At 70.9% G+C, this 22,200-nt stretch carries 16 protein-coding genes; 11 read left to right on the top strand and 5 right to left on the bottom strand.

Annotated features, from left to right (window positions below; genetic code table 11):
• Window positions 1-4: 4 nt before the first annotated feature.
• Window positions 5-796, top strand: a complete 792-nt coding sequence (locus tag VFZ09_RS48850) for a DUSAM domain-containing protein (RefSeq protein ID WP_329734734.1) — start codon at window positions 5-7, stop codon at window positions 794-796.
• Window positions 797-889: 93 nt separating this feature from the next.
• Here VFZ09_RS48850 and VFZ09_RS48845 read toward each other — a convergent pair whose 3' ends face one another.
• Window positions 890-1,672 (bottom strand): hypothetical protein, encoded by a 783-nt coding sequence (locus VFZ09_RS48845; RefSeq protein WP_329734733.1) that lies wholly within the window; start codon window positions 1,670-1,672, stop codon window positions 890-892.
• Window positions 1,669-2,955, bottom strand: coding sequence for an AAA family ATPase (locus VFZ09_RS48840; RefSeq protein ID WP_329734732.1), 1,287 nt, complete (start codon window positions 2,953-2,955; stop codon window positions 1,669-1,671). Before VFZ09_RS48840 ends, VFZ09_RS48845 begins: the two co-directional genes overlap by 4 nt.
• Window positions 2,956-3,189: 234 nt before the next feature.
• On the opposite strand from VFZ09_RS48840, the gene VFZ09_RS48835 reads away from it, so the two are divergent.
• Both VFZ09_RS48835 and VFZ09_RS48830 read left to right on the top strand, forming a co-directional pair.
• The gene (locus tag VFZ09_RS48835; RefSeq protein WP_329734731.1) at window positions 3,190-3,744 is read left to right on the top strand and encodes a GrpB family protein; all 555 of its coding nucleotides are present in this window, start codon (window positions 3,190-3,192) and stop codon (window positions 3,742-3,744) included.
• Between the two features lie 22 nt (window positions 3,745-3,766).
• On the top strand, window positions 3,767-4,156 hold the full coding sequence (locus tag VFZ09_RS48830) for a VOC family protein (protein WP_329734730.1): 390 nt from the start codon (window positions 3,767-3,769) through the stop codon (window positions 4,154-4,156).
• Window positions 4,157-4,173: 17 nt separating this feature from the next.
• Here the strand turns inward: VFZ09_RS48830 and VFZ09_RS48825 are convergent, their stop codons facing one another.
• On the bottom strand, window positions 4,174-4,497 hold the full coding sequence (locus VFZ09_RS48825; RefSeq protein WP_329734729.1) for a UBP-type zinc finger domain-containing protein: 324 nt from the start codon (window positions 4,495-4,497) through the stop codon (window positions 4,174-4,176).
• Window positions 4,498-4,747: 250 nt separating this feature from the next.
• Here VFZ09_RS48825 and VFZ09_RS48820 point away from each other — a divergent pair, with 250 nt between their 5' ends.
• The 7 genes from VFZ09_RS48820 (at window position 4,748) to VFZ09_RS48790 (ending at window position 15,415) form a co-directional block, all read left to right on the top strand.
• Window positions 4,748-5,365, top strand: coding sequence for a DUF2378 family protein (locus VFZ09_RS48820; protein ID WP_329734728.1), 618 nt, complete (start codon window positions 4,748-4,750; stop codon window positions 5,363-5,365).
• Window positions 5,366-5,498: 133 nt separating this feature from the next.
• Window positions 5,499-7,409, top strand: a complete 1,911-nt coding sequence (locus VFZ09_RS48815; RefSeq protein WP_329734727.1) for an ATP-binding protein — start codon at window positions 5,499-5,501, stop codon at window positions 7,407-7,409.
• Entirely contained in the window at window positions 7,406-8,752 is a 1,347-nt protein-coding gene (locus tag VFZ09_RS48810) for a hybrid sensor histidine kinase/response regulator (protein WP_329734726.1), read from the top strand. The genes VFZ09_RS48815 and VFZ09_RS48810 overlap by 4 nt, the downstream gene beginning before the upstream one ends.
• A gap of 16 nt (window positions 8,753-8,768) precedes the next feature.
• On the top strand, window positions 8,769-9,263 hold the full coding sequence (locus VFZ09_RS48805; protein ID WP_329734725.1) for a GNAT family N-acetyltransferase: 495 nt from the start codon (window positions 8,769-8,771) through the stop codon (window positions 9,261-9,263).
• Between the two features lie 265 nt (window positions 9,264-9,528).
• Window positions 9,529-10,050, top strand: a complete 522-nt coding sequence (locus VFZ09_RS48800; protein ID WP_329734724.1) for a hypothetical protein — start codon at window positions 9,529-9,531, stop codon at window positions 10,048-10,050.
• A gap of 28 nt (window positions 10,051-10,078) precedes the next feature.
• Window positions 10,079-12,937, top strand: a complete 2,859-nt coding sequence (locus tag VFZ09_RS48795) for a vanadium-dependent haloperoxidase (protein ID WP_329734723.1) — start codon at window positions 10,079-10,081, stop codon at window positions 12,935-12,937.
• A gap of 357 nt (window positions 12,938-13,294) precedes the next feature.
• Window positions 13,295-15,415: an alkaline phosphatase D family protein gene (locus VFZ09_RS48790; RefSeq protein ID WP_329734722.1), complete on the top strand. Its 2,121-nt coding sequence runs from the start codon at window positions 13,295-13,297 to the stop codon at window positions 15,413-15,415.
• Window positions 15,416-15,430: 15 nt separating this feature from the next.
• On the opposite strand, the gene VFZ09_RS48785 is transcribed toward VFZ09_RS48790, so the two are convergent.
• The gene (locus tag VFZ09_RS48785) at window positions 15,431-19,528 is read right to left on the bottom strand and encodes an AAA family ATPase (RefSeq protein ID WP_329734721.1); all 4,098 of its coding nucleotides are present in this window, start codon (window positions 19,526-19,528) and stop codon (window positions 15,431-15,433) included.
• 183 nt (window positions 19,529-19,711) lie between these two features.
• On the opposite strand from VFZ09_RS48785, the gene VFZ09_RS48780 reads away from it, so the two are divergent.
• Entirely contained in the window at window positions 19,712-20,368 is a 657-nt protein-coding gene (locus VFZ09_RS48780) for a cyclase family protein (RefSeq protein ID WP_329734720.1), read from the top strand.
• Between the two features lie 3 nt (window positions 20,369-20,371).
• Here the strand turns inward: VFZ09_RS48780 and VFZ09_RS48775 are convergent, their stop codons facing one another.
• Window positions 20,372-21,796: a reverse transcriptase family protein gene (locus VFZ09_RS48775; protein WP_329734719.1), complete on the bottom strand. Its 1,425-nt coding sequence runs from the start codon at window positions 21,794-21,796 to the stop codon at window positions 20,372-20,374.
• Window positions 21,797-22,200: the final 404 nt, after the last annotated feature.

Raw genomic sequence — 22,200 nt, 5'->3', positions numbered from 1 at the left:
GAAGATGTCCGGCTGGCGGATGGATTGGGACCCCATTGGGGCACTGGCAAGACGGGTCCTGGAGCAAGGCGAGCCCCTGGAACTCACGGATGAAACGTGCGCCCTTTTGCTGCGAAGTGCCCGCGAGGTGGCCATCAGCGACGAGGATGTGGAGAGCGCCCTCCTCAGCCTGTCTACCGCTACGACGCTGTTACAAGAAATCTGGCGCCGCATTTTTGAGGGTTCGTGGCGGCTGAGTCGTGCTCAAAACCGGGCCTACGACCTGCGGGATGCGGGCGACCTCGACGGTGCCCAGCAACTCATGCGTGACGTGCTCGCCGTGGAGGTCGTCCCCTTCTACCGGGAGCAGGCCGAGATTGCCCTGGAGAAGTTGGCCGGGCTGGCGGAGGTGCGCACAACCGGGCAGCTCAATCCGGACCTGCACGACCGGCAGCAACTCGCCGTTCTCCTGCAACGCACCCAGCAGGGGCACGCCTTGGCGCTCACCGATGACTTGCTCGCCCTCCTGCGCCGCACCGCCCCCACGGCGGCCATCGGTGAAGCCGAGGCAGAAGAGTTCCTCAAGAGTCCGGAAGGCGCCGAGGCCCTCATGGGAGTGATTGTCTCCCGCTTCCAGAAGGCGCAGCGCCGATTCCTGCGCGCGATGTACCGGATGACGAGCCTCCGGGACGCGGGAGAGCTCGAAGGGGCCCGCCAACAGATGCGTGACGTGCTCGCCGTGGAGAGTGTGCCGCAGTACCGGCGGATGGCCGAGGAAGTGCTCAACGGCCTCGACAGTCCGCCTCTGGAATCGTGAGGCTCACCCGCGGACCAGCTCCTCGAAGCGGCGCCAGGAGACATTGCGGCCGGTGAGCACGACCACCGTGGGCCCGAGCCGGGTCTCCGTGAATCAGGGCGACTGCGGCTCGGAGGGAGCGTAGGTCCGTTCCAGGGCGGTGGTCAGCGCGTCACAGTCGAGGAGTCCGTCGACCGCGCGAGCGAAGGAGGCTCCGGCGTCGTAGACCTGCCTGGCCGGGAAGCCCGAGGAGGCCAGGTGCGCGTTGTGCTTGTCCTGGAAGCAGAGCGCCTCCTTGGGGCGGATGACTTCGTCGAGGCTCGCGCGGTCCTTCTCCCAGTCCGCGAGCTTCACGGGGCACTGTTTGCAGCCCTCTTCCTCGCAGAGGCGCCGTGCTTCACGGGTGTTCTGATAGAGCCACGCCTCGATGCTGTAGAAGGGCACGAGGAGGCGGAGCCGCTTCATGCGCTCGCCGGGCGCCGCTGCGTCATGCGGCTGCCGTTGGAAGTAGGCGCGGATGCCGGCCTCGATGGGTGGAAGCATGCGCGATTTGAACTCGCGCTCGTTCTCGCTCGACTCCTGCTCGGACCAGGGCCGGTCGCCGTCGATGTGGTAGAGGACGAATCCGTGAGGCTTGAGCAGCTCGGTGATGATGCTGCGGATGAGCAGGCGGATGTTGGGCTGGTCGAGCGGGCGGGTGCTCTTCCAGAGGTTGGCATGCATGGCCCGGCGGGCATTCTCGTCCGCCAGGGGCGTGAAGTGGACGCGGTGGGTCTGCACGCCGGGGACGAGCTGCTTGAGCATCTCCTTCGAGAGGGCGCACACGGTGTCATAGGCGCCCGCGCCGGAGTCCTCGGTCAGCACCATGACCGAGGGATGCGGGGCCTGGCCGCTCACCAGAGCCCCTTCGATTGAAGCAGTTCACCGACCTGCTGGAATCCGACCTTGTAGGAGTCGAAGAAGTCCGCGGCGGCCTCCTGGGACATGTTCTCCCAGACCATCTGCTCGGGACCTTTCTCCCACCGGCACAGCACGAAGGCGGAGCGCACCTCTTCGGGAGACTTGAAGCTCAAGTAGTCGAGGAGGAGTGGATTCTGGCTGGTGAGGAAGACCTGACGTGGACCGAGTGCCTCGAAGCAGGCGCGAATCCATCGATGATGGAGGCCATTGACCAGCTCGTCGGCGATGACGGTCGATTTGGCCGTGGACAGATAGAACATGAAGGAGAGCACGCGCTTCTGGCCATAGCTGAGCATCTTCTCCGAGATCTTCCATCCTCCACGGTGGCTGAAATAGAACCGGAGGTTGCCGAGCCGCATCATGTCGATCTGTTGGCCTTTGAGCGAGTCCACCAGTTCGAGGATGGCTTCGGCGGATTCGAAGTCCAGGAGCTGGAGGGTCTGCTTCAACGGCTGCAGGTTGGCATCTGTCAGGAGGTACTCGGGTGCTCCCCATTTGCCGCGTGCCTGCGAACCAAGCGGCTCATTCATCACCCCGGTGGGATCAAGGGCTCCGCTGGAGGCGATGTGGCCGTCCGGGTATCGGAACAACTCGAGAGGGAGTTCTCCGAGTTTGTTGAAGTATTCGAGTGACTCGTCGAAGCGGCTGGTTGTCGATTCGAGGAAGAGTTCACGGAAGTCGGAGAGCAGCTCCCGCGGGGTGGAGGTCTTGTCTCCCCACTGCTCCAGCGCGGTGACGAGCAACACCCACGGTGGGAAGTTCTTCAGCAGGGACAGATCGAATTCGAGGGAGGGGCCCGGCACCGCTTCATCTGTACGTCGCGCCGAGCCCCGTTGGTTCTCGAGGTCGAGTTGGACGTGAAGGCCTGTTTTCTTGCTGGAAATGCTCGTACTGACGGACAGGGAGGGAGAGTGCATCACGCCCTCGGATACCCATGCGCCAGGCTGCGGATGCTCGAACGCAATATCCTTCAAGTTGAGGGATATCGGGAGAGCGCGGTTCTGGTTGCGCACCGAGAGGGTTGCCGTTGCCTTGTCGGATTCCAGCTCGTACGAGAGGTCGAATTCTTCGTCCTTGAAGTCGGCGAAGTTCGATTTGATGGCCGCGGCCACGAGGTTGAGCAGCGTGGTCTTCCCGGTGCCGTTCTGTCCGAGCAGCACGTTGTAGCCCGGGTTGAAGGCCAGCCGTGTCCCTGGCTTCACCGTGCGGAACTTGTTCACCTGGAGCCATCGGAGCTTGACCATCGGACACCTGGATGCGGCGCTGTGCGCCCACGGAGGAGGACGCGGAGGATACGTCCCGGCACCCGGGAGTCCAGGACCGTGCTCGGCCCTTGCTCCTCTCACTCCTCGCCACCGTGCCCAAGAACCCCTCGCCCTCCGGGAGAGGGACGGGGTGAGGGTATCGAGGTCCCCGGGTTCCCGCCGGCCGAGGATCCACCGCATGATGGGAGGATGTTCGAGACCGTGCTCCGCATCATCGGACCCTACGTGCGCGAACCCGTGGTCTGCCGTCCGCATGATCCACGTTCAGCGGACGTCGCGAGTCGCGTGAGCGAAGCGATACGCCACCACCTGCCCGGCATCACGGTGGAGCACATCGGCAGCACGTCGGTGCCGGGCTGTGAGGGCAAGGGCGTGGTGGACCTGATGATTCCCGTGACGCCCGAGCAACTGGAGCCTGTGAAGTCCCTCTTGGACGCACTCGGCTTCCAGAAGCAGGTGGCGCCCGCGGGCCACGAGCCGTGGCCCGAGTCCAGGCCGATGCGCCAGGGCAGCCTGGAGCACGAGGGCACGCGCTACAACCTGCACGTGCACGTGATTCCGGCGGACTCGCCGGAGGTGGAGACACAGCGCCGCTTCCGCGACCGGCTGCGGGAGAACCCCGCGCACCTGGAGGCCTACGTGGCGCGCAAGCGGGAGCTCCTCGCCCAGGGCATCACCCACAGCGGGGACTACTCGGAGGCGAAGGGCCCCGTCATCGAGGAAATCCTGAAGGGCTCCCGGTAGCCCGTCCCGGTAGACTGGCCCCATGCGCATCGAACACGTGGCCCTCTGGGCGAAGGACATCGAGCGGCTCCGCTCCTTCTACGAGACGTACTTCCAGGCGAGCGCGGGGCCGCGGTACGTCAACGAGCGCAAGCAATTCACCTCGTACTTCCTGAGCTTCGCCTCGGGGGCGCGGCTGGAGCTCATGACGGTGCCGCACCTGGTGGCGGCGAACGGGGACACCCGTGCACCGCCTACCGGCTACGCGCACCTGGCGCTCTCGGTGGGCTCGCAAGAGGCGGTGGATGCCCTGGCGGAGCGCTTCCGGCGCGACGGCCACCCCGTCATCGACGGCCCCCGGCGCACGGGCGACGGCTACTACGAATGCGTCGTGCTCGACCCCGAGGGCAACCGCCTCGAAATCACCGTCTGAGCCACTCCCCCCCGCGCTCAAATGGACGGAGCGGGAACGCCCTGGCCGGGCGGGGGGAGCGCAGGCAGCTCCTCCCCGTCGAGCATCACCTCGTCCTCGTAGCACCAGCCCCAGTCCTCGCCGGGCTCGAGGGAGCGCACCACGGGGTGCGAGGTGGCGTGGTAGTGCTTCGTGGCGTGGCGGTTGGGCGAGGAGTCGCAGCAGCCCACGTGGCCGCACTCCATGCACAGGCGCAGGTGCACCCAGCGGCCGCCGAAGCGCAGGCAGTCCTCGCACCCGTTCGGGGTGCTCGGGCGGACGTCGCGGAGGGAGTCGAGGTGCTGGCAGCCGGAGGTTTCCATGGCGGGGCTCCTTTCCCCACAGGGTAGGCACCCCCCGGGGGCCCCGAGGCGGAGCGCCTGGACAGGGCTCGGCCGGGCGGCTCGCACTTCCCGCCGGGAAGGCTGTCCTCCATTGAACACTCCCGGACGCACCGCGTGCCGCGCGGCGTTCACCATCCATCACTGCCTTGCCCCGCTGATCGCCGCCGGACTGGGGGAAGAGGGAGCGCGTTCCTAATTTTTCCGTGTGATTGTCACGGGAGCGTGGGGCATGCAGGGGCTCGAGGGGTCGCGGGAGCTGGGGGTGGGACGTCCGGCGGCGACGCAGCGGCGGTGGGTGTTCGAGCACACGGTGGAAGGGCTCTTCCGCTTCTCGCTGCGCTCGCGCCTGTCCTTGCAGGCGTGGAATGGCCTGAAGGCGGTGGGAATCGACTTGTCCAAGCCGCTGCGGCCCGCCTACTCGGACGAGACGTGGAAGCGGGCGCTGGAGCTCACCGTGGCGGACCTCTACCCGCGGCTGCCGCGCGAGGAGGGCTGGCGGCGGCTGGGGCAGGAGGTGGTCCACGGCCTGGTGCACACGGTGATGGGGCGCGCCATGGTGGGGGTGGCGCGGCTGTTGGGGCCGTTGCGCTCGCTGCGCCGGTTGAACAACACGCTGCGCAGCGCGGACAACTACGTGGAGTCGCGGCTGACGGAGCTGTCGCCCACGGCGTGCGAGGTGTGGATCAACGAGGTGATGGGCCAGCCCACCTACTACCAGGGGATTCTGGAGGCGTGCCTGGCGTTGGCGGGGGGCCAGCGGGCGCGGGTGCGGGTGGTGGCGCGCGAGGGGCTGGGCGCGCGGCTTCACGTGGAGTGGGAGGAGGAGACGGCCGGGCGTGTGAGGTGAAGTCTACCCACGTGGGTAGCAGGAGACTCGGCGAGCGGATACTTCCTGTCCGCCGGGACTTACCGCTCTCCTGCGGGGCTCGCCGGGTTTCAGGCATACTCCCGCCGCCGGGGCGAGGGAGAGCCGCCCGTTCATGTCGAGCATGTCCACCAGGGTCGCGCGAGCGCAGGGAGTCAGAGGGCTGGAGCCGGCGGGGCAGGGCCTCGCGCGTGCGGGAGCCACGGCCCGGCTGCTGGCGGCGCTGGACACCTTCCTCTCCGAGCGGCTGCGGCACGGCCCCGCCGAGGAGCTCGGCCGGGGCCGGGTGCTGGTGGGCGCCAACCTGGTGCTGCTGCTGTGCTGCCTGCTCTTCCTGCTGTTCGTGCCGAGGACGCCCTCGCCCCTGTTCCTGGGGGCGGTGGGGGGGGTGACGGGGACGGGCTTCGTGGCCTCGCTGGTGCTGCTGCGCCGGGGGCGCTCCTCGCGGCTTCCGGGGTGGCTGCTGTGCGGGATGTTGGCGGGAGGCTTCCTGGCCGCCGGGCTGCGCGGGCCGGATCCCCACGTGGGCACGCATGCCATCTGCATGCTCGTCCCCCTCCTCTCCGTCTATCTGCTGGGGCCGCGGCCGGGTTTCCTCTTCGCGGCGGCGGTCGCCGTGTGGGTGGGCGGGGTGCTGCCGCTCTGGTTCGGGGTGAACGCGGGCCTGTGGATGCGCTCCGTGTTCGCCGCGCTCTTCGTGCTGGGGGCCTGGGCGTTGAGCTGGCTGATTCTGGCCGCGAGGGACCAGGCCAACCTGGCGATGGTGCGGGCGCTGCGCTCGTTGCGCGAGAACGAGGGCAAGCTGACGAGCCTGCTGGAGAACACCGAGGACATCGTCTGCTCGGTGGACGCGGATGGGCGGCTCATCGCGGCCAACCCGGCGCTGGAGGAGATGTACCGGGAGCTCATCGGCGCGGAGCTGGGGCCGGGGGACTTCCTCTTCCCGGAGCGCGCGCCGGAGCGGCTGCGCCGCCGGTGGCAGGAGTGCGCCGCGCAGGTGCTGGCCGGCAAGCGGGTGCGCTTCGAGGCCTCGCCCTCCAGGCTCAAGCGGCCGCGGGTGCTGGACATCTCGCTCAACCCGGTGTTCGACGTGACGGGCTCGCGGGTGGTGGGGATGACGGTGTTCGGCCGGGACATCACGGACCGCAAGGAGGCCGAGGCCCGGCTGGGGGAGATGCACCGCAGCCTGCTGGACGTGTCGCGCCAGGCGGGCATGGCGGAGATGGCCACCGGCGTGTTGCACAACGTGGGCAACGCGCTCAACAGCGTCAACGTGTCCGTCAACCTGCTGGCCGAGCGGCTTCACCAGTCGCGGATGCCGGGCCTGAAGAAGGCCACGGACCTGATGGCCTCGCACGGGGCGGACCTGGCGGCCTTCCTCACGGCGGATGGCCGGGGGAGGCAGCTGCCCTCGTACCTGCAGGCGCTCGCGTCCCAGCTGATGGGCGAGCGCGAGGAGTTGCTGGAGGAGGTGCACACGTTGCAGAAGAGCGTGGAGCACATCAAGTCCGTGGTGAGCATGCAGCAGGAGCACGCGCGCTTCTCCGGGGTGGTGGAGCCGCTGGAGCTGACGGCGCTGCTGGACGATGCGCTGCGCCTGCAGTCCGTGTCCTTCGAGCGCCTGGGCATCCAGGTGAAGCGCGAGTACACGGGGGGGATGCTGGTGAAGGTGGACAGGCACAAGCTGTTGCAGATCCTGCTCAACCTGCTGAGCAACGCGCGGCACGCGTTGGTGGAGAGCGGGCGGGCGGACAAGCAGCTCATCATCCGCGTGGAGCGCATGGTGGCCGAGCGGCTGCGCATCGCGGTGCAGGACAATGGGGTGGGGATTTCACCGGAAGACGCCCCCCGCCTCTTCACCCAGGGTTTCACCACCAAGAAGGACGGACACGGGTTCGGCCTTCACATCAGCGCACTGGCGGCGGCGGAGATGGACGCGTTCCTCTCCTGTACGAGCGAAGGCCGCGGCCAGGGTGCTACGTTCACCATTGATCTGCCCATCTCGGGCGAGGAGAGCAGGGCATGAACGCCGCCACCGCACCCAACCGCCGCATCCTGGTGGTGGATGACAATCAGGCGATCCACCAGGACTTCCGCAAGATTCTCTGTGCCGCCCCGGCGAGCACCGCACTGGACGCGATGGAGGCCGCGCTGTTCGGCGGGCCGTCGGCGGCGCCGGTGGAGACGGGCTTCGAGGTGGACTCGGCCTACCAGGGCGAGGAGGGCCTGGCGAAGGTGAAGGCGGCGGTGGCCGAGGGGCGGCCGTACGCGCTGGCCTTCGTGGACATCCGCATGCCGCCGGGCATCGACGGCGTGGAGACGGTGCAGCGGCTGTGGAAGGAGGACGCGGACCTGCAGGTGGTGCTCTGCTCGGCGTACTCCGACTACTCGTGGGAGGAGATGACGCAGCGGCTGGGCATCAGCCAGCGGCTGCTGATCCTGCGCAAGCCCTTCGACAACATCGAGGTGCGGCAGCTGGCGCACGCGCTCACGGAGAAGTGGGAGCTGTTGCGGCAGAGCCACCGGCGGCTGGAGGACCTGACGCGCGAGGTGGAGGAGTGGACGCGCGAGCTGTCGATGGCCAACGAGCGGCTGCGCAAGGAGATGGAGGACCGGGCGCGGCTGGAGCTGCGGCTGGTGCAGGCCCAGCGGCTGGAGGCGCTCGGACGGCTGTCGGCGGGCCTGGCGCACGAAATCAACAACCCGCTGAGCGTCATCATGGCCAGCGTGGGCTTCATCCGCTCGGAGCTGGATGACCAGGCCAAGGGCGGCCACCAGGTGGACCCGGCGGAGCTGAGCGAGGTGTGCTCGGACGCGCTGATGGGGGCGGACCGGATTTTGCGCCTGGTGAATGACTTCCGGCTCTTCTCGAAGCTGGACGGGCAGCCGCAGGCGTGGGTGGACCTGCGCGAGGTGCTGGACCATGCGCTGTCGGGGGCCAGCTACAACCTGGGGCCCAAGACGCAGGTGGTGCGCGACTTCCAGGACGTGCCGCCGGTGTGGGGCAGCGAGCAGGGCCTGGAGCAGGTGTTCCTCGGGCTGCTGAACAACGCGGGGCACGCGCTGAAGAACACCGCGGAGCCGCGGGTGGCCATCATCGCGCGCCAGCGGGAGGACGGTGGGGTGGTGGTGGAGATCCGCGACAACGGCGTGGGCATCGCCAAGGAGCACCTGAGCCGCATCTTCGATCCGTTCTTCACCACGAAGCCGCCGGGAGAGGGGACGGGCCTGGGGCTCTCCATCTGCTACGGCGTGGTGTCGGGGCTGGGCGGGGCCATCGAGGTGGACAGCTCGCCAGGACAGGGCGCGACGTTCCGGGTGAAGCTGCCCAAGGCCCCGGAGAACGTGGCCTCGGCGAGCAGCCCGTAGCCCGCTTCCCTTCGCCATGTCCCTCACCCTCCGGCCCGCACGCGTCGAGGATGCCCCCGCGCTGGGTCGCATGGGCGGGGCGCTCGTCCGGCTGCATCACTCGTATGACGCCCAGCGCTTCATGCAACCCGCGGAGGACGTGGAGTCCGGCTACCAGTGGTGGCTGTCCCGGGAGCTGAAGCGGCAGGGGGCGGTGGTGCTGGTGGCCGAGCGGGACGGCGCGGTGGTGGGCTACGTCTACGCCACCGTGGAGGGCCGGGACTGGAACGCGCTGCTCGATGCGCACGGCGAGCTGCACGACGTCTGGGTGGACGAGGCGGCGCGGGGTGGTGGCGTGGCGGGACTGCTGCTGGAGGAGATGGTGCGGCAGCTGAAGGCGCGGGGCGTGAAGCGCATCATCTTGATGAGCGCCTCGAAGAACGAGGCGGCGCAGCGGCTCTTCGCGAAGCACGGCTGGCGCCCCACCATGGTGGAGATGACGCGCGAGGTGGAGGACTCCGAGGCGGAGTGAGCCCGCCGGGCGCGGTCTTCCACGACTTGTCCAACAGCTGGACAACTTCGTGAAGAGCGAGCCCGGGAGGCTCCCGGCCGGCGAGCGGGTCCACCCTCCGGGCGCGAGGTCGAGCAACTGGTCCGACAGTCGGACCAGTTGGTGAGCCGCGAGCCCGGGAGGTCCTCGGGGAGCAGGCAGGCCCACGCGCGTGGGGAGCAACTCTTGGCCAGCGCCTGATTCGCCTATGCTCCGCGCCGTACGCTTCTGCGGCCTGGGAGAGTTCTTGCGCGATACGTTCTGTCCCTTGCCCCCTCGCGTGGTGTCGGCTCTCTCCGTCCTGGGCCTGCTGCTGGCGGGATGTGGCGGGGACGGGTTGCCGCCGCGAGCGCCTGCGCGCCTGGAAGTCGGGACGGGACGTGCCTTCACGGCACTCGGAGACGGTGCCGTGCTCGAGCTGGCACGCGGCTGCCAGGGCAGCCAGCATGTCTTCGTGTCCATGCGGGCCTGGGAGCTCACGTCCCTGACCGCCCGGGTGACGCTGTCCCTGGAGCGCGTGGAGGATGGAAGCGTGGTGTCGTCTCCCTTCGTGCTCCGCCTGCCCTTCGAGGCGGGCACCACCCGGGATGCGCCGGCCACGCTGGAGGGCCTGCTGCTGGTGGTGCCCGACCCGGCCGCGTCCCTGGGCCGCGAGGTGCGCCTGACGGCCTCCCTCGAGACAGAGGCCTCCGAGCGCGCCACCGATACCCGTTCCGCTACGCTCCAGTGGGGCACCGAGACGTGCGCCCCCGGTGGCGCAGCCCCTTGAACCCCCGCCGTCCGCAGGAGCCTTCCCCATGGCGCAGCACCCCCTCTTCTCCGCACTCGAGCCGCGGGTCCGCATGCGCGGCGGCTGGCTGTTGACGTTGCTGCTGGGCGCACTGCTGAGCGGGTGCCCGGTGCCGCCAGACCCCAAGCCCGTTGCCTGGACCCGCGTGGCGGGGGCTCGGCCCGAGGCGCTGCTCGCGGTGTCGGGCCGCTCGAGCTCGGACGTGTGGGCCGTGGGCGCGGACCGGGGACGAGGGCCCTCGGTGCTGCACTACGACGGCACCGCGTGGACGGAGCTGTCCACCGGCCAGCGCGGGGACCTGTGGTGGGTGCATGCCTTCGAGAATGGTCCCGTCCTGCTGGCAGGCGGCAACGCCACCATCCTCCGCTACGAGGATGGCGCCTTCACCCGCATGCGCACGCCGGGCCTGGCGCGCCACACGGTGTACGGCGTGTGGGGCGCGAGCCCCGAGGACGTCTACGCCGTGGGCAGTGTGTCCGGCCAGAGTGGCTTCATCTGGCATTACGACGGCACGCAGTGGAGCGACGTGGCGCTGCCGTACGACGAGCTGCCGCGCACGGCCGATGGAGACATCCCCGGCTTCTTCAAGGTGTGGGGCACGGGCGGGGACGTGTACGTGGTGGGCGCGCGGGGCGTGGTGCTGCGCTCGCGTGCGGGGGGGGCCTTCACGCGGATTCCCACGGACACCACGAGCCGGCTCTTCACGGTGCACGGCGCCGGGGGCGTCGTGACGGTGGTGGGCGGCGAGAGCCAGGGCGAAATCCTCGAGCTGGATGAGGCGGCCGGCCGCTTCGTGAGCCGCTCGCCCGAGGGCTGTCCGCTGCTGCAGGGCGTGTCCCTCTCGGCGGACGGCACCGGCTGGGCCACGGGCTTCCGCGGCGAGGTGTTCCAGCGGCGCTCCGGTGGCTTGTGGCAGCGGGCGGCGGTCGGACTGCCGCTGGAACTGGAGTCGCTGCACGCGACGTGGGTGGACCCTCAGGGCGGGGTGTGGGCCGTGGGCGGCAACGTGCTGTCGGGCGGGCTGAACGCCGGCACGCTGTTGCACCGGGGGCCCACGGTGGCCGAGGTGCCCGCGCCCGTGGGCCCTGGTCCGACTCCCGTGGCCTCGTGTCCGGCGGCGTCGGTGGATCCGCGCCCCGAGGGCTCCATCGCGCGCCGGTGGAACGAGCAGATTCTCGGCGCCATCCGCCGCGACCTTCCCCGGCCCACGGTGCACGCGCGCAACCTGTACCACCTGTCCGCGGCCATGTGGGACGTGTGGACCGCCTATGACGCCACGGCCGATGGTGTCTTCTATCGCGAGAAGCACTCCGCTCCGGATGTGGCGGCGGCGCGCGCGGAGGCCATCAGCTACGCCGCCTACCGCGTGCTCACGCACCGCTATACGAAAGCCATTGGCGGTGCCACGTCCGCCGCGTGTTTCCGCGCCTTCATGGAGAAGCTCGGGCACTCGCCGGAGGCCACGGGCACGGAGGGGGACAGCCCGCGCGCACTGGGCAATCGCGTTGCTCAACTCATCATCGGCGCGGGCGCGGATGACGGCGCCAACGAGCAGCAGGACTACAAGGACACCACCGGCTTCCAGGCGGCCAACCTGCCCCTGAGCGTCGACGCGCCCGGGCTGACGGTGGCCCATCCCTCGCTCTGGCAGCCGCTCAACCTGGCGGTGGCCGTCACGCAGAACGGCATCATCACCGCCTCGGGGGTGCAGGGGTATATCGGCGCGCACTGGGGCCGGGTGACGCCGTTCGCCCTGACGCGCCCCGAGGGCGGTGGGTTGTACCTGGATGCAGGTGCGCCGCCGGTGTTCGGCCCGGAGCTGCGCGAGCACGTGGTGGAGGTGCTGCGCAAGACGAGCTGGACGGGCAGCGACGAGCGGGTGGACCTGTCGCCCGGAGCCTTCGGCAACAACAGCCTGGGCGCGAACGATGGCACCGGCCATCCCGTCAATCCCATCACCGGTCAGCCGTATGCGCCGAACCTCGTGAGACGGGGAGACTTCGCGCGCGTGCTGGCGGAGTTCTGGGCGGACGGCCCCAAGTCCGAGACGCCGCCGGGACACTGGAATGTCCTGGCCAACGGCGTGGCGGACTCGACCGGTTTCTCGCGGCGCCTGTTCGGCACGGGCGAGCCGTTGGACGCGCTGGAGTGGGACGTGAAGGTGTACCTGGCGCTCAACGGCGCCGTGCACGACGCGGCCATCGTCGCCTGGGAGGTGAAGCGCGCCCACGCCACCGCTCGCCCCATCACCCTGTTGCGGTACATGGGCGGGCTGGGCCAGTCGACGGACCCCTCGGGGCCGGCGTACCACCCGGACGGTCTGCCCCTGGTGCCGGGCCTCATCGAGGTCGTCACCGCGGAGAGCTCGGCGCCGGGACAGCGGCACGCGCACCTGGCCCGCTTCCGGGGACAGGTGGTGGTGAACACCTGGCGGGGCGAGCCGGGGGACCGGGTGCACGACGTGGGCGGCACCGGGTGGATGCGCGCCATCGAGTGGATGCCCTACCAGCTGCGCACCTTCGTGACGCCCGCCTTCCCGGGCTTCATCTCCGGACACAGCACCTTCAGCCGCGCCTCGGCCGAGGTGCTCACCGCGCTCACCGGCAGCGCGTACTTCCCCGGGGGCCTCGGCGAGTTCGTCGCGGGCCGCGATGCCTACCTGACGTTCGAGCGGGGCCCCTCCACGGAGGTGCGGCTGCAGTGGGCCACGTACTACGACGCGGCGGACCAGGCGGGACAGTCACGGCTGTGGGGCGGCATCCACGTGGCGCCGGATGACTTCATGGGCCGGCGGCTCGGCAACAAGGTGGGCCTGTCCGCGCTCGAGCGTGCGCAGCGCTTCTTCGACGGCACCGCCCTTCCCTGAGCAGGGCCATTTCACTGCGGTCATTTCACTGCGGTCATTTCACTGCGGTCATTTCCCCTCGCCCTTCGGGAGAGGGACGGGGTGAGGGTGCCACGCATCCCGGGTTCAACCCGCTGTCCACACCGTGAGCCACGGGTTGGAGAACGGGCCCGGATACCCTCACCCTGACCCTCTCCCGGGGGGAGAGGGAACATTGAGAGGGAACATTGAGAGGGAACATCGGACAGTGGACTCTCTCCGGCTCGCGTGTGGCGGACGGGAGACACGTTGCCCTGGAGTCGGAGCCGTGTGTCTTCGTGCACCGCGTACCCTCGCGCGCTCCGGGCCCCCCGCCCGGTCCGACGCGGAGGAGTCTCCTTGTCCCAGCCCCTGCACCGCCGCACCGTCCTGAAGTGCCTCGTCGTCGCCGCGGCGAGCACCGCCTTCGGCTGCCATGACGACGAGCTGCCCGTGGAGGACGGGCGGATGTATTTCCCCCAATCCGTGGCCTCGGGAGATCCCCACGCCCTGAGCGTGGTGCTGTGGACGCGCGGGGTGGACCCCGAGCGCCCCGATGCCGACATCGCGCTCACCCTGGTGGTCGCCCGGGACGCGGCGTTCAAACACCGCGTCCTGGAGGAGTCCGGCCTGCTCGCCCGGGCCGCGAATGATCACACCCTCCAGGTGAAGGTGACCCGTCTGGAGCCTGGGACGCGCTACTACTACCGCTTCATCGTCGAGAAGGAGGGACAGCGCCTGGGCTCGCCCGTGGGCCGCACCCGCACCGCTCCCGCCTACGGCGCCAACATGCCCGTCCGCTTCGCCGTGGCCAACTGCCAGGACTTCCGCGGCCGCTACTACAACTCCTGGCAGCGCCTGTTGCAGCTCGACGAGGACCTCGACTTCGTCCTCTTCATCGGCGATTACATCTACGAGTCCGACTCCTCGGACGTGCCCTCGCCGGACCCCGCGCGCGTCGTGCGCTTCTCCGACCCCGGCTCCGCCCTGCCGAGGGACCTCGGGGGAGGACGCGGCGAGCTCGTCGCCCAATCCCTGTCCAACTACCGCGACCTCTACCGCACCTACCGCTCGGACCCCTTCCTCCAGCAGGTGCACGAGCGCTACCCGTTCATCGTCACCTGGGATGACCATGAGTTCTCCAACGACTGCTGGGACGCGCACGCCACGTACACCGACGGGCGCACCGAGGAGTTCGAACCCGAGCGGCGCCGCAACGCGGAGCTCGCCTTCTTCGAGTACATGCCGCTCGACCCCGACGTGGGAGCGGGAGTCATCGATCCCGAGACGCTGCCCCGCTACCCGGACACGCGCCTCTGGCGGGACTTCATCTTTGGCAAGCACCTGCGGCTGCTCGTCACGGACTACCGCACCTACCGGCCGGACCACCTCATCCCCGAGGATGCGTACCCCGCCACGGTGGCCGTGAACGCGGAGGCGCTGGGCTCGCTGGGACTCACGGGCGCTTTCGCGGCCGATACCTTCGCCTATGTGAACATCGACGAGTTCCCCGCGCAGCAGGCCGTGCTCCGGGGCGCGTACGTGCAGCTCGCGGTGGCTGCGGGGCTGACGGCCGAGGCGGCCTCGGCGCGGGCTGCGGCGCTCGTGAAGGGCCCCCTCGCGCTGGCCTACGCCAACCCGGTGCTGGTGGCGGCGGCGCAGCCGGGGGCGGGTCCCATCGACCCGGCGGGCAAGCCCCGGGGAATCGCCTTCGTGCACATGGGCAAGCAGGAGCTGTTCTCCAGCATCGGCGCGCGCAACGTGGTCATCAAGGACACCTTCGACGTGTACGCGGCCTGGCGGAACATCGCCTCGAACGGCGAGGCCCAGGACGCGCTGGGGAAGGACCAGGAGGCGTGGCTGCTGGGGCTGCTACAGGAGGGGGCGAGCCCCCAGACGTGGAAGGTGATGGCGAGCTCGGTGTCCATGACGTCGATGATCTGGGACCTGAGGGCGAAGACGGACGTGGAGCCGCCCACGGTGCGCAACCGCTACTACTTCAGCGTGGACCAGTGGGACGGCTTCCCCGACAAGCGGCGCTCGCTGCTGTCGGCGCTGGGGGGGCGCACGGACGGCCACGCGCTCGTCGTCGCGGGGGACATCCACGCGGCCTTCGCATCGGTGGAGGAGGGGGTGCCGGTCCTCACCGCGCCCGCCATCTCCTCGTCCGCGGTGCAGGAGGAGGCGGGGGCGGCGGTGGAGGCAGCGGGCTTCCCTCCCGGCTCGGCCGTCTACCGCTACGTCGTCACCGAGCAGGCGGCCACCTTCCGCGAGGGCAATCCGGGCATCGCCTTCGTGGACCCCAACGCCCACGGCTTCACGGTGGTGGCGGTGGGTCCCGAGGAGGTACGGGCCGCGTACCATTACCTCCCCAGCAGCGAGGTGGGGGTGGACTACTCGGCGCGGCCCGAGGCGCTCGCGGCGCGCTTCTCCCGGAGGGATTTTCGCATCCGGCCCGGAGGCACCCTCGACGCGGCGTGACGGCCCCGGAGCGCCTCAGCCCGCCGAGGCCTTCGCGGGGGCGGGCAACAGGGGCTGCTCCAGGGCCTCGAGTGCCCGCAGCGGGCCCGGCGCGTCCAGGTGCTCGAAGATGTGGCGGGCCCGCGAGAGGTGGAGCGCGCGGGCGCCCCCGGGCTCGGAGGTGCGCGCCAGCTCGTAATGGGCGAGCCCCTCGTCGGTGGGCATGCGCCAGGTGCTCGCCAGCGCGATGGCGCGCGCCCAGAGGGCCCGGGCCCGGCCGGTGCGGCCCTCGAGCCAGGCGTGCGTGCCCTCGAGACGGGCGGTGCGGCTGAGGGCGGTGGGGTGGAAGCGGCTCGCCTTGCGCAGCATCCGGAGGGACGCGGTGGCCAGCGCCCGGGGCTCGCCGTCTCCGGTGCCGCGCGAGGCCTCCCAGAGCTCCAGACACGCCTGCACCAGCGAGGTGAGGGACGTGAGGTCGGACCACATCACCAGGGGCCGCTTGCGCAGCAGCCGCAGGGCCTCGCGCGCGTGGAGGAGCACCCGGCCGGGCTCTCCCTGGCGCCAGGCCACGAGCGCCGCGTTGCAGCGGAAGCGCAGGGCGTTGGTGGGGTCCGCGAGGCCCAGCAGCACCTCCGCCTCGCGCAGCCGCTCGGCCGCCTCGTCCTGCCGGGCGAGCAGCAGCAGCGTGGGCGTCATCTCCGTGAGGGCCCACAGCACGTTGATGACGTTGGAGACCTCCGTCGCCTCGCGCAGCATGGACTCGCGCACGTACTGGGCGGCGCCCGGCTCGCGCGCCAGCTCCAGCCCCATGCCCAGCACCTCCAGGCCGGTGCACAGGGTGAAGTGCGCGTGGAGGCGGCGGGCCTCGGAGACGCCCCGCTCGACCAGCCGCAGGCCCTCCTCCCAGCGGCCGAAGGTGAGGTGCCAGGCGCCCTCGACGATGTCCGTATGCGGGTGGCGCGAGGCTCCCGGCACGCTGGCGCGGTGGAAGTAGCGGCGCGCCAGCCCGCTCATCCGCCCCAGGCCCGCCATGTAGCCCAGCGAGTTGTAGGCCAGGGTGGAGGTGGAGAAGTCGCGCGCCGCCTCCGCGAAGTTCACGGCGGCGATGTTGGCGGTGAAGTGCTCCAACATCCGGTCCGTGTAGAAGCTCTGCTGGGCGAGCGTGCTGAAGATGCCCGCGGCCAGGGTGAGCCGCTCCCGCTCCGCGTCCGAGCGCGGCGCCGGCAGCCAGCGCCCCAGCAGCATGCGCCCCACGTGCCGCGTCACCTCCCACGCCAGCCGGCCGCCCCAGCCCGCGCCCGAGCCGGGCCGCGTCTGTCCCAGCATGCGCAGGGCGGCATCACAGTGGCGCAGGCTGTGCTCCGTCTCGCCCAGCGCGTGGTACGCGGCGCCGAGCCGCGCGCTCCAGCGGGCCTGGCGCAGCGCGTCCACCGGCTCGGTGCCGCTCGCGGCCAGTTCCAGGGCGCGTTTGAGCAGGGCCACCGTCTCCGCGTGCGCGCCCCGGGCCACGGCGGCCTCCGCGGCCCGCTCCAGGTGCTCCAGCGCGCGCTCGGGCTGCTCGGCCAGCCGCCAGTGGTGCGCCAGCAGGGGTTGGAGCTGCTCGCCCCGCTCCTCCTGCTCGCGCTCGTGCAGCAGCGCCACGGCCCGGTGCAGCTCCCGGCGCTGCGAGAAGGCCATCAGGTGGTAGGCGGCCTCCTGGATGAGCACGTGCTTGAAGGCATACACGGGGCCGGAGTCGGACTCCTCGCGCTGCACCAGGTCCAACCGCTCCAGCTCGGCGAGCTGTTGCGGCAGCGTGGGCCTGTCCGCCTCCACCGGGTGCACGGCGCGCAGCAGCTCGAAGGGGAAGGCGCGGCCGAGCACGCTGGCCACCTTGAGGGTGAGCTGTTGCTGCTGGGTGAGCCGGTCGATGCGGCTGGTGATGAGGCCCTGGATGGTGCCGGGCAGCTCCAGGGCCATCTTCTCCACGGAGCGGGCGCCCAGGCGGCACTCGCCGCGCTCGATGACGAGCCAGCCGGCGTCGCGCAGGGCGCAGGCGAGCTCCTCGCTGAAGAGGGGGTGGCCCTCGGCGCGGTCGCGGATGAAGGTGGCGGCCTGGGCGGGCAGGTGCCGCACGCCGAGCCGCTGGCGCACCAGGGCCAGCACGTCCTCGTAGGACATGCGCCCCAGGGGCAGGTGCACGGTGCCGGGCGAGTCGCGCAGCTGGCGGTACTCGGCGGGGGTGGACTCGTTGGGGGGGCGGGTGGAGAGCACCAGCAGCAGCCGCTTCACCCGGCGCTGCACGGCGAGCGCGAGCTCCCACGAGGCGGAGTCCATCCAGTGCGCGTCATCGAGCACCACCAGCCGGGGCCGCTCGCGGGCGCAGTCGTCGAGCAGCTGCACGAGCAGCTCACGGGTGGTGGCGGTGCGCAGGGGGGCCGGCATGGTGTGCACGGCGTCGTTCTCCGGCACCTCCACGGGCAGCACGTCGTTGAGCAGCGGGGCCCACGCCTCCTGCTCGGGCCAGGCGCTCAGCCGCTCCAGGAGACGGGCGGTGCGGGCGGCCTCGTCCGGCAGTCCCTCGAGGCCGAGCAGGCGCGAGAAGATGGAGCGCCAGGCGTGCCAGACGGGAGCGCCCTCCACGGCCGTGCCCAGGCCGAGCGCGGTGGACAGTCCCGCGACGCGGGCGCGCTCGAGCAGCTCGCCCACCAGCACGGACTTGCCGATGCCGGCCTCGCCCTCGAGGAGCACGGTGCCGCCCACGCCCCGCTCGGCGAGCGCGCGCACCGCCGAGGCGAGCCGGGTGCGCTCCTCCTGACGGCCCACCAGCCGCGCGCCCTGCGCGGGGGCGGTGGGGTTCTCGCCACCGGGCTCGGGGCGGTACACGGGCACCGGGTGCGTAATCCCCTTCATCTTCAGGGGCGCGAGCGTCTCGAAGCGCAGCCGCGAGGAGGCCAGCCGCAGCGTGGTGGCATCGCACAGCACGTCGTCCACGGCGGCCTGCATCAGCCGCGCGGCGAGGTTCACCGTGTGGCCCACCATCACGTACTCGCGCCGCGTGGCCCCGCCGGTGGTGCCGCAGAAGACGCGGCCGGTGGCGAGCCCCAGCCGGTACGGGAGATTCAGCACCTGGAGCGCGCCCCGCAGGTCCAGCGCCGTCTGCACCGCGCGCGCCGCGTCGTCCTCGTGCGACAGGGGGGGCAGTCCGAAGGCCGCCACCATGACGACACCCTTGTCGTCCACCACCACCTGGTTGGCGCTGCCGCCGTAGCGGAAGAGGACGGCCTGGAGGGTGCTCAGCGCGCGCTGCAGCTCCTCGGGCCGCTGGCCGGAGGCGAAGCCGGGCGCGGCGAGGTTGATGAACAGCACCGTGACGGTGCGGAACTCGGAGAGCCACTGGCCGTGGCCGGCCTCCAGGCGGTGCGTCACCACGCGCGGCAGGTAGGAGCACAGCGCGGGCTCGAGCTCCGGCGGCACCGGCTCCTGGGGTCGCACGTCCGGCAGGGGCCCGGGATCCATGGACAGCAGCTTCCAGCCCGCGGCGCCCTTGGGCTCGCCCTGGGCCCGCCGCAGCAGCGGCCAGGCGCGGGGGCCGAGGATGATTTCCCCCGGCAGCGCCGCGCCCTGGGCCTTGGCCATCTCCAGGAGGGGCTCGCCCGAGGCGAGGAAGTCCCAGCGGCCCTTCTCGCCGCCCACGTCGGACAGGCGCACGGTGCCGGCGCCGATGCCCACCTTGAGGCGCAGCCGCACGCCATCCACGGGCTGGCTGCCGTCGATGAGGCCCTGGGCGGCCTGGGCGCACTGGGCCGCGAGCCGCACGGCCTGGGCGAGGTCTCCGTCCGCGCCCACGGGCCAGAGGGCCACGAGGGCGTCTCCGGCGAAGCGCAGCACGTCGCCCCCGTGCGCGAGGAGGGTGTCGATGAGGCGGGAGAAGAAGGCGTCGAGGATGCCGCGGAGCCGCTCGGCGCCGGAGGGGCCGCTGTTCTCGAGGGCCTCGGCGACGGCGGTGAAGCCCGTGAGGTCGGCGAAGAGGACGGCGCCCTGCTGCTCGCTGAGGGCACCGGCGCGCGGGCGGGAGGTGTCCGCCTGGAGGGCGCGCACCAGGGAGCCGGGCAGGAATGCCGCCAGTGCGTGCAGCCGCGAAGGGAAATTCATGCCGGGCCACCACCCGCGGGCAGGGGGGAAGTCCCGGGGTGGAAGAGGCCCCCTTCGTAGCAGATGGTGGGCGCTCCAGCCACATTGGAGGCCAGTTCCCCGGGCGAGCAGGCAGGCGAGCACGGTGGGACGCCGGGCGTGGGTGGGTTTCGCGGCGGGTGAGGTGCTCCAGATTGTGAGGATATGGCACCGCCTCCTTCCACCCCGTGGCTGGATGTCTCCATCCCGTTGTCCTCCGCGATGCCCCATTATCCCGGAGACCCGGTCCCGGAGATCAAACGGGTGCAGTCGCTGGAGGAGGGGGCGGACGCGAATGTCACCCACCTGTCTTTGAGCGCGCACGCGGGGACGCACGTGGACGCGCCGGTGCACTTCTTCTCGGGGCGTGCGGGCATCGACGAGATTCCGCTGGAGGCCACGATGGGCCGGGCGCGCGTGGTGCACGTGCCGGGGGAGGGGCAGGTGCGCGCGGAGGCGCTGCGGGCGTATGAGCCGAAGCCTGGGGAGAAGTTGTTGCTGCGCACGCGCAACTCGGACCGGCGCTGGTGGGAGCTGCCGTTCCAGGAGTCCTTCATCGGGCTGACGAAGGAGGCGGCGGACTTCCTGGCGGAGCGCCGGGTGGGGTGCGTGGGGGTGGATTACCTGTCGGTGGCGGGCTTCCACGAGGACGGCCCGGGGGTGCACCGCACGCTGCTCGACGCGGGCATCTGGATCATCGAGGGGCTGTACCTGGGCGAGGCGGCGCCGGGAGACTACGAGCTGGTGTGTCTGCCCTTGCGCGTGGCGGGCTCGGACGGGGCCCCGGCGCGTGCGCTGCTGCGCCCGTGGGCGCGGGGGTGAGGCCTACGCCTCGCGCTTCTCCAGCGCGCTGAGCCGCTCCAGGAAGGCGCGGCCCTTGGCCGGGTCCGTCATGTGGATGAAGGCGGCCATGCCCTTGAGCTGCTCGAGCGTCTCGCCCTCCTTGCCCGGCTTGCCCTTCTCCCGGTTGTGCAGCGCCGCCCGCAGCTGGCGCACCACCTCGCGCGGCACCCGCGCCGCGGGCTGGCCCTTCGCGGCCTCGTTCACCACCAGCCCCGTCACCACCTGCCGGTTCCCCGGACGCATCACCCGCGTCTTGTCCGGGTGCACCCGGAAGCCCTCCGCCTCCAGCACCTTCTCCACCCGGGCGATCAGCACCGCCACCGGTGCCTCCGTCTTCCCCCGGCTCTTCTTCCAGGAGAACGTCATGTCGTCCGCGTAGCGCGTGTACGTGAAGCCCAGCCGCCTCGACAGCGCCGACAGCCGCTTGTCCAATCGCAGGCACAGCGCGTTCGTAATCCCCGGAGACGTCGGCGCTCCCTGCGGCAGCGCGCGCGGCCCCTTCGCCACGTACAGCGTCTTGCCGCGGAACTGCACCACCTCGCGCGGCGCCTCGGTGGCCATCAGCGCGAGCAGCGTCGCCGTGCCCTCCGCCAGCCCGCCCTTGCGCAACAGCCCCTTCACCCGCTGCCACGTCACCGAGGGGAAGAAGTCCTTGATGTCCATCTTCACCACCACGTCCGCGGCCTTGTGCGCCAGCGCGTTGGTGACGATGGAGCGCCCCGCCACGAAGCCGTGCGCCGCCCCGTGCACCGGCAGCCGCTCGACGACGTTGGCGAGCACCCAGCGCTGCGCCTCCTTCAGCTCCTTCTTCGGCGAGGTGATGGTCCGCTTCCCACCGTCCCGCTTGGGAATCTCCCAGCTGCGGTAGTGCGTCCCCGTGTCCACCTCGCGGTGGTAGGCGAACCAGCGCAGCCGCGACACGCTCAGCCCCAGCGCCTTCGCGAGCGTCTGCGCCGACTCCAGCTCCGGCAGCCCGTTGGACTTCGCCCGCTCCTCGCGGTCCTTCAGGTCGAACTTGTCCGGGCCCCCGGCCTCCTCCCAGTGCACCCCCGCGCCCAGGTGGTGGATGTGCGCGGTGCGCCACGCCTCCCACGCCAGACGCTTCAGCGCGCGGCGCTCGGCGGCCTCGGCCTTCTTCTTCTCCTTCCAGGCCGTCTTCTCTTTTTCAGAGAGTCCGCTCGGATCCTCGTGCTCGGGCGCGAGCCCCTTGGCCTTGAGCTCGGCCTCGACCCACGCTTCCTGGCCGCCGGCCTCCTCAATCGCCTTCCACCGGGCGAGCCGGGCCTGCTCCTCGCGCTGAGAGGCATCGCGCTGGGCCACGGCGTTGGCCGAGGGGGCGGCTGGAGCGGGAGAGGGCACGACCACGGGGGCCGCGGCGGGGACGAACGTCTCGAGCTTCGCGGTCATCACAGCACCTCGTTGATGCGAGGAGGCGTCAGGGGGGGACGGGGCGGCGCGAGCGGTCGAGAGAGGCCTGGAATCACCACATGCTCACCTGGGGCACGGTAGCCTCACCGGCTCTCCCCGGTAGAGGGGTCTAGGCCTCTTGGGGAAACGGCGGTTGCGTCGTTGGCTCAGCTCCCCGAGAGGCCTAGACCCCTCTACCGGGAGAGAGCCAAGAACAGGCTACCTTGCGGAGAGTGTCCTGCATTGCTTCCAGAGCGGCGCAGCGCCGCTCCCGCGCTCGAGGCGCGAAGGCTGATGCTTTCCGGACCTCTCTCGACCACTCGCGCTACCTGGCGCGTCTGCCGTGCGTCGTCGCGTCCACCCCTCCCGGCCGCGAGGGTCGCGGCCAGATGACGGTTGGGGTT

Origin of the sequence: Archangium sp. (assembly GCF_036277355.1) — a bacterium.
In the GTDB taxonomy this organism is placed as follows: domain Bacteria; phylum Myxococcota; class Myxococcia; order Myxococcales; family Myxococcaceae; genus Archangium.
Note: the sequence above shows the minus strand (reverse complement) of the source record. Positions and strands in the feature narration are given on the sequence as shown.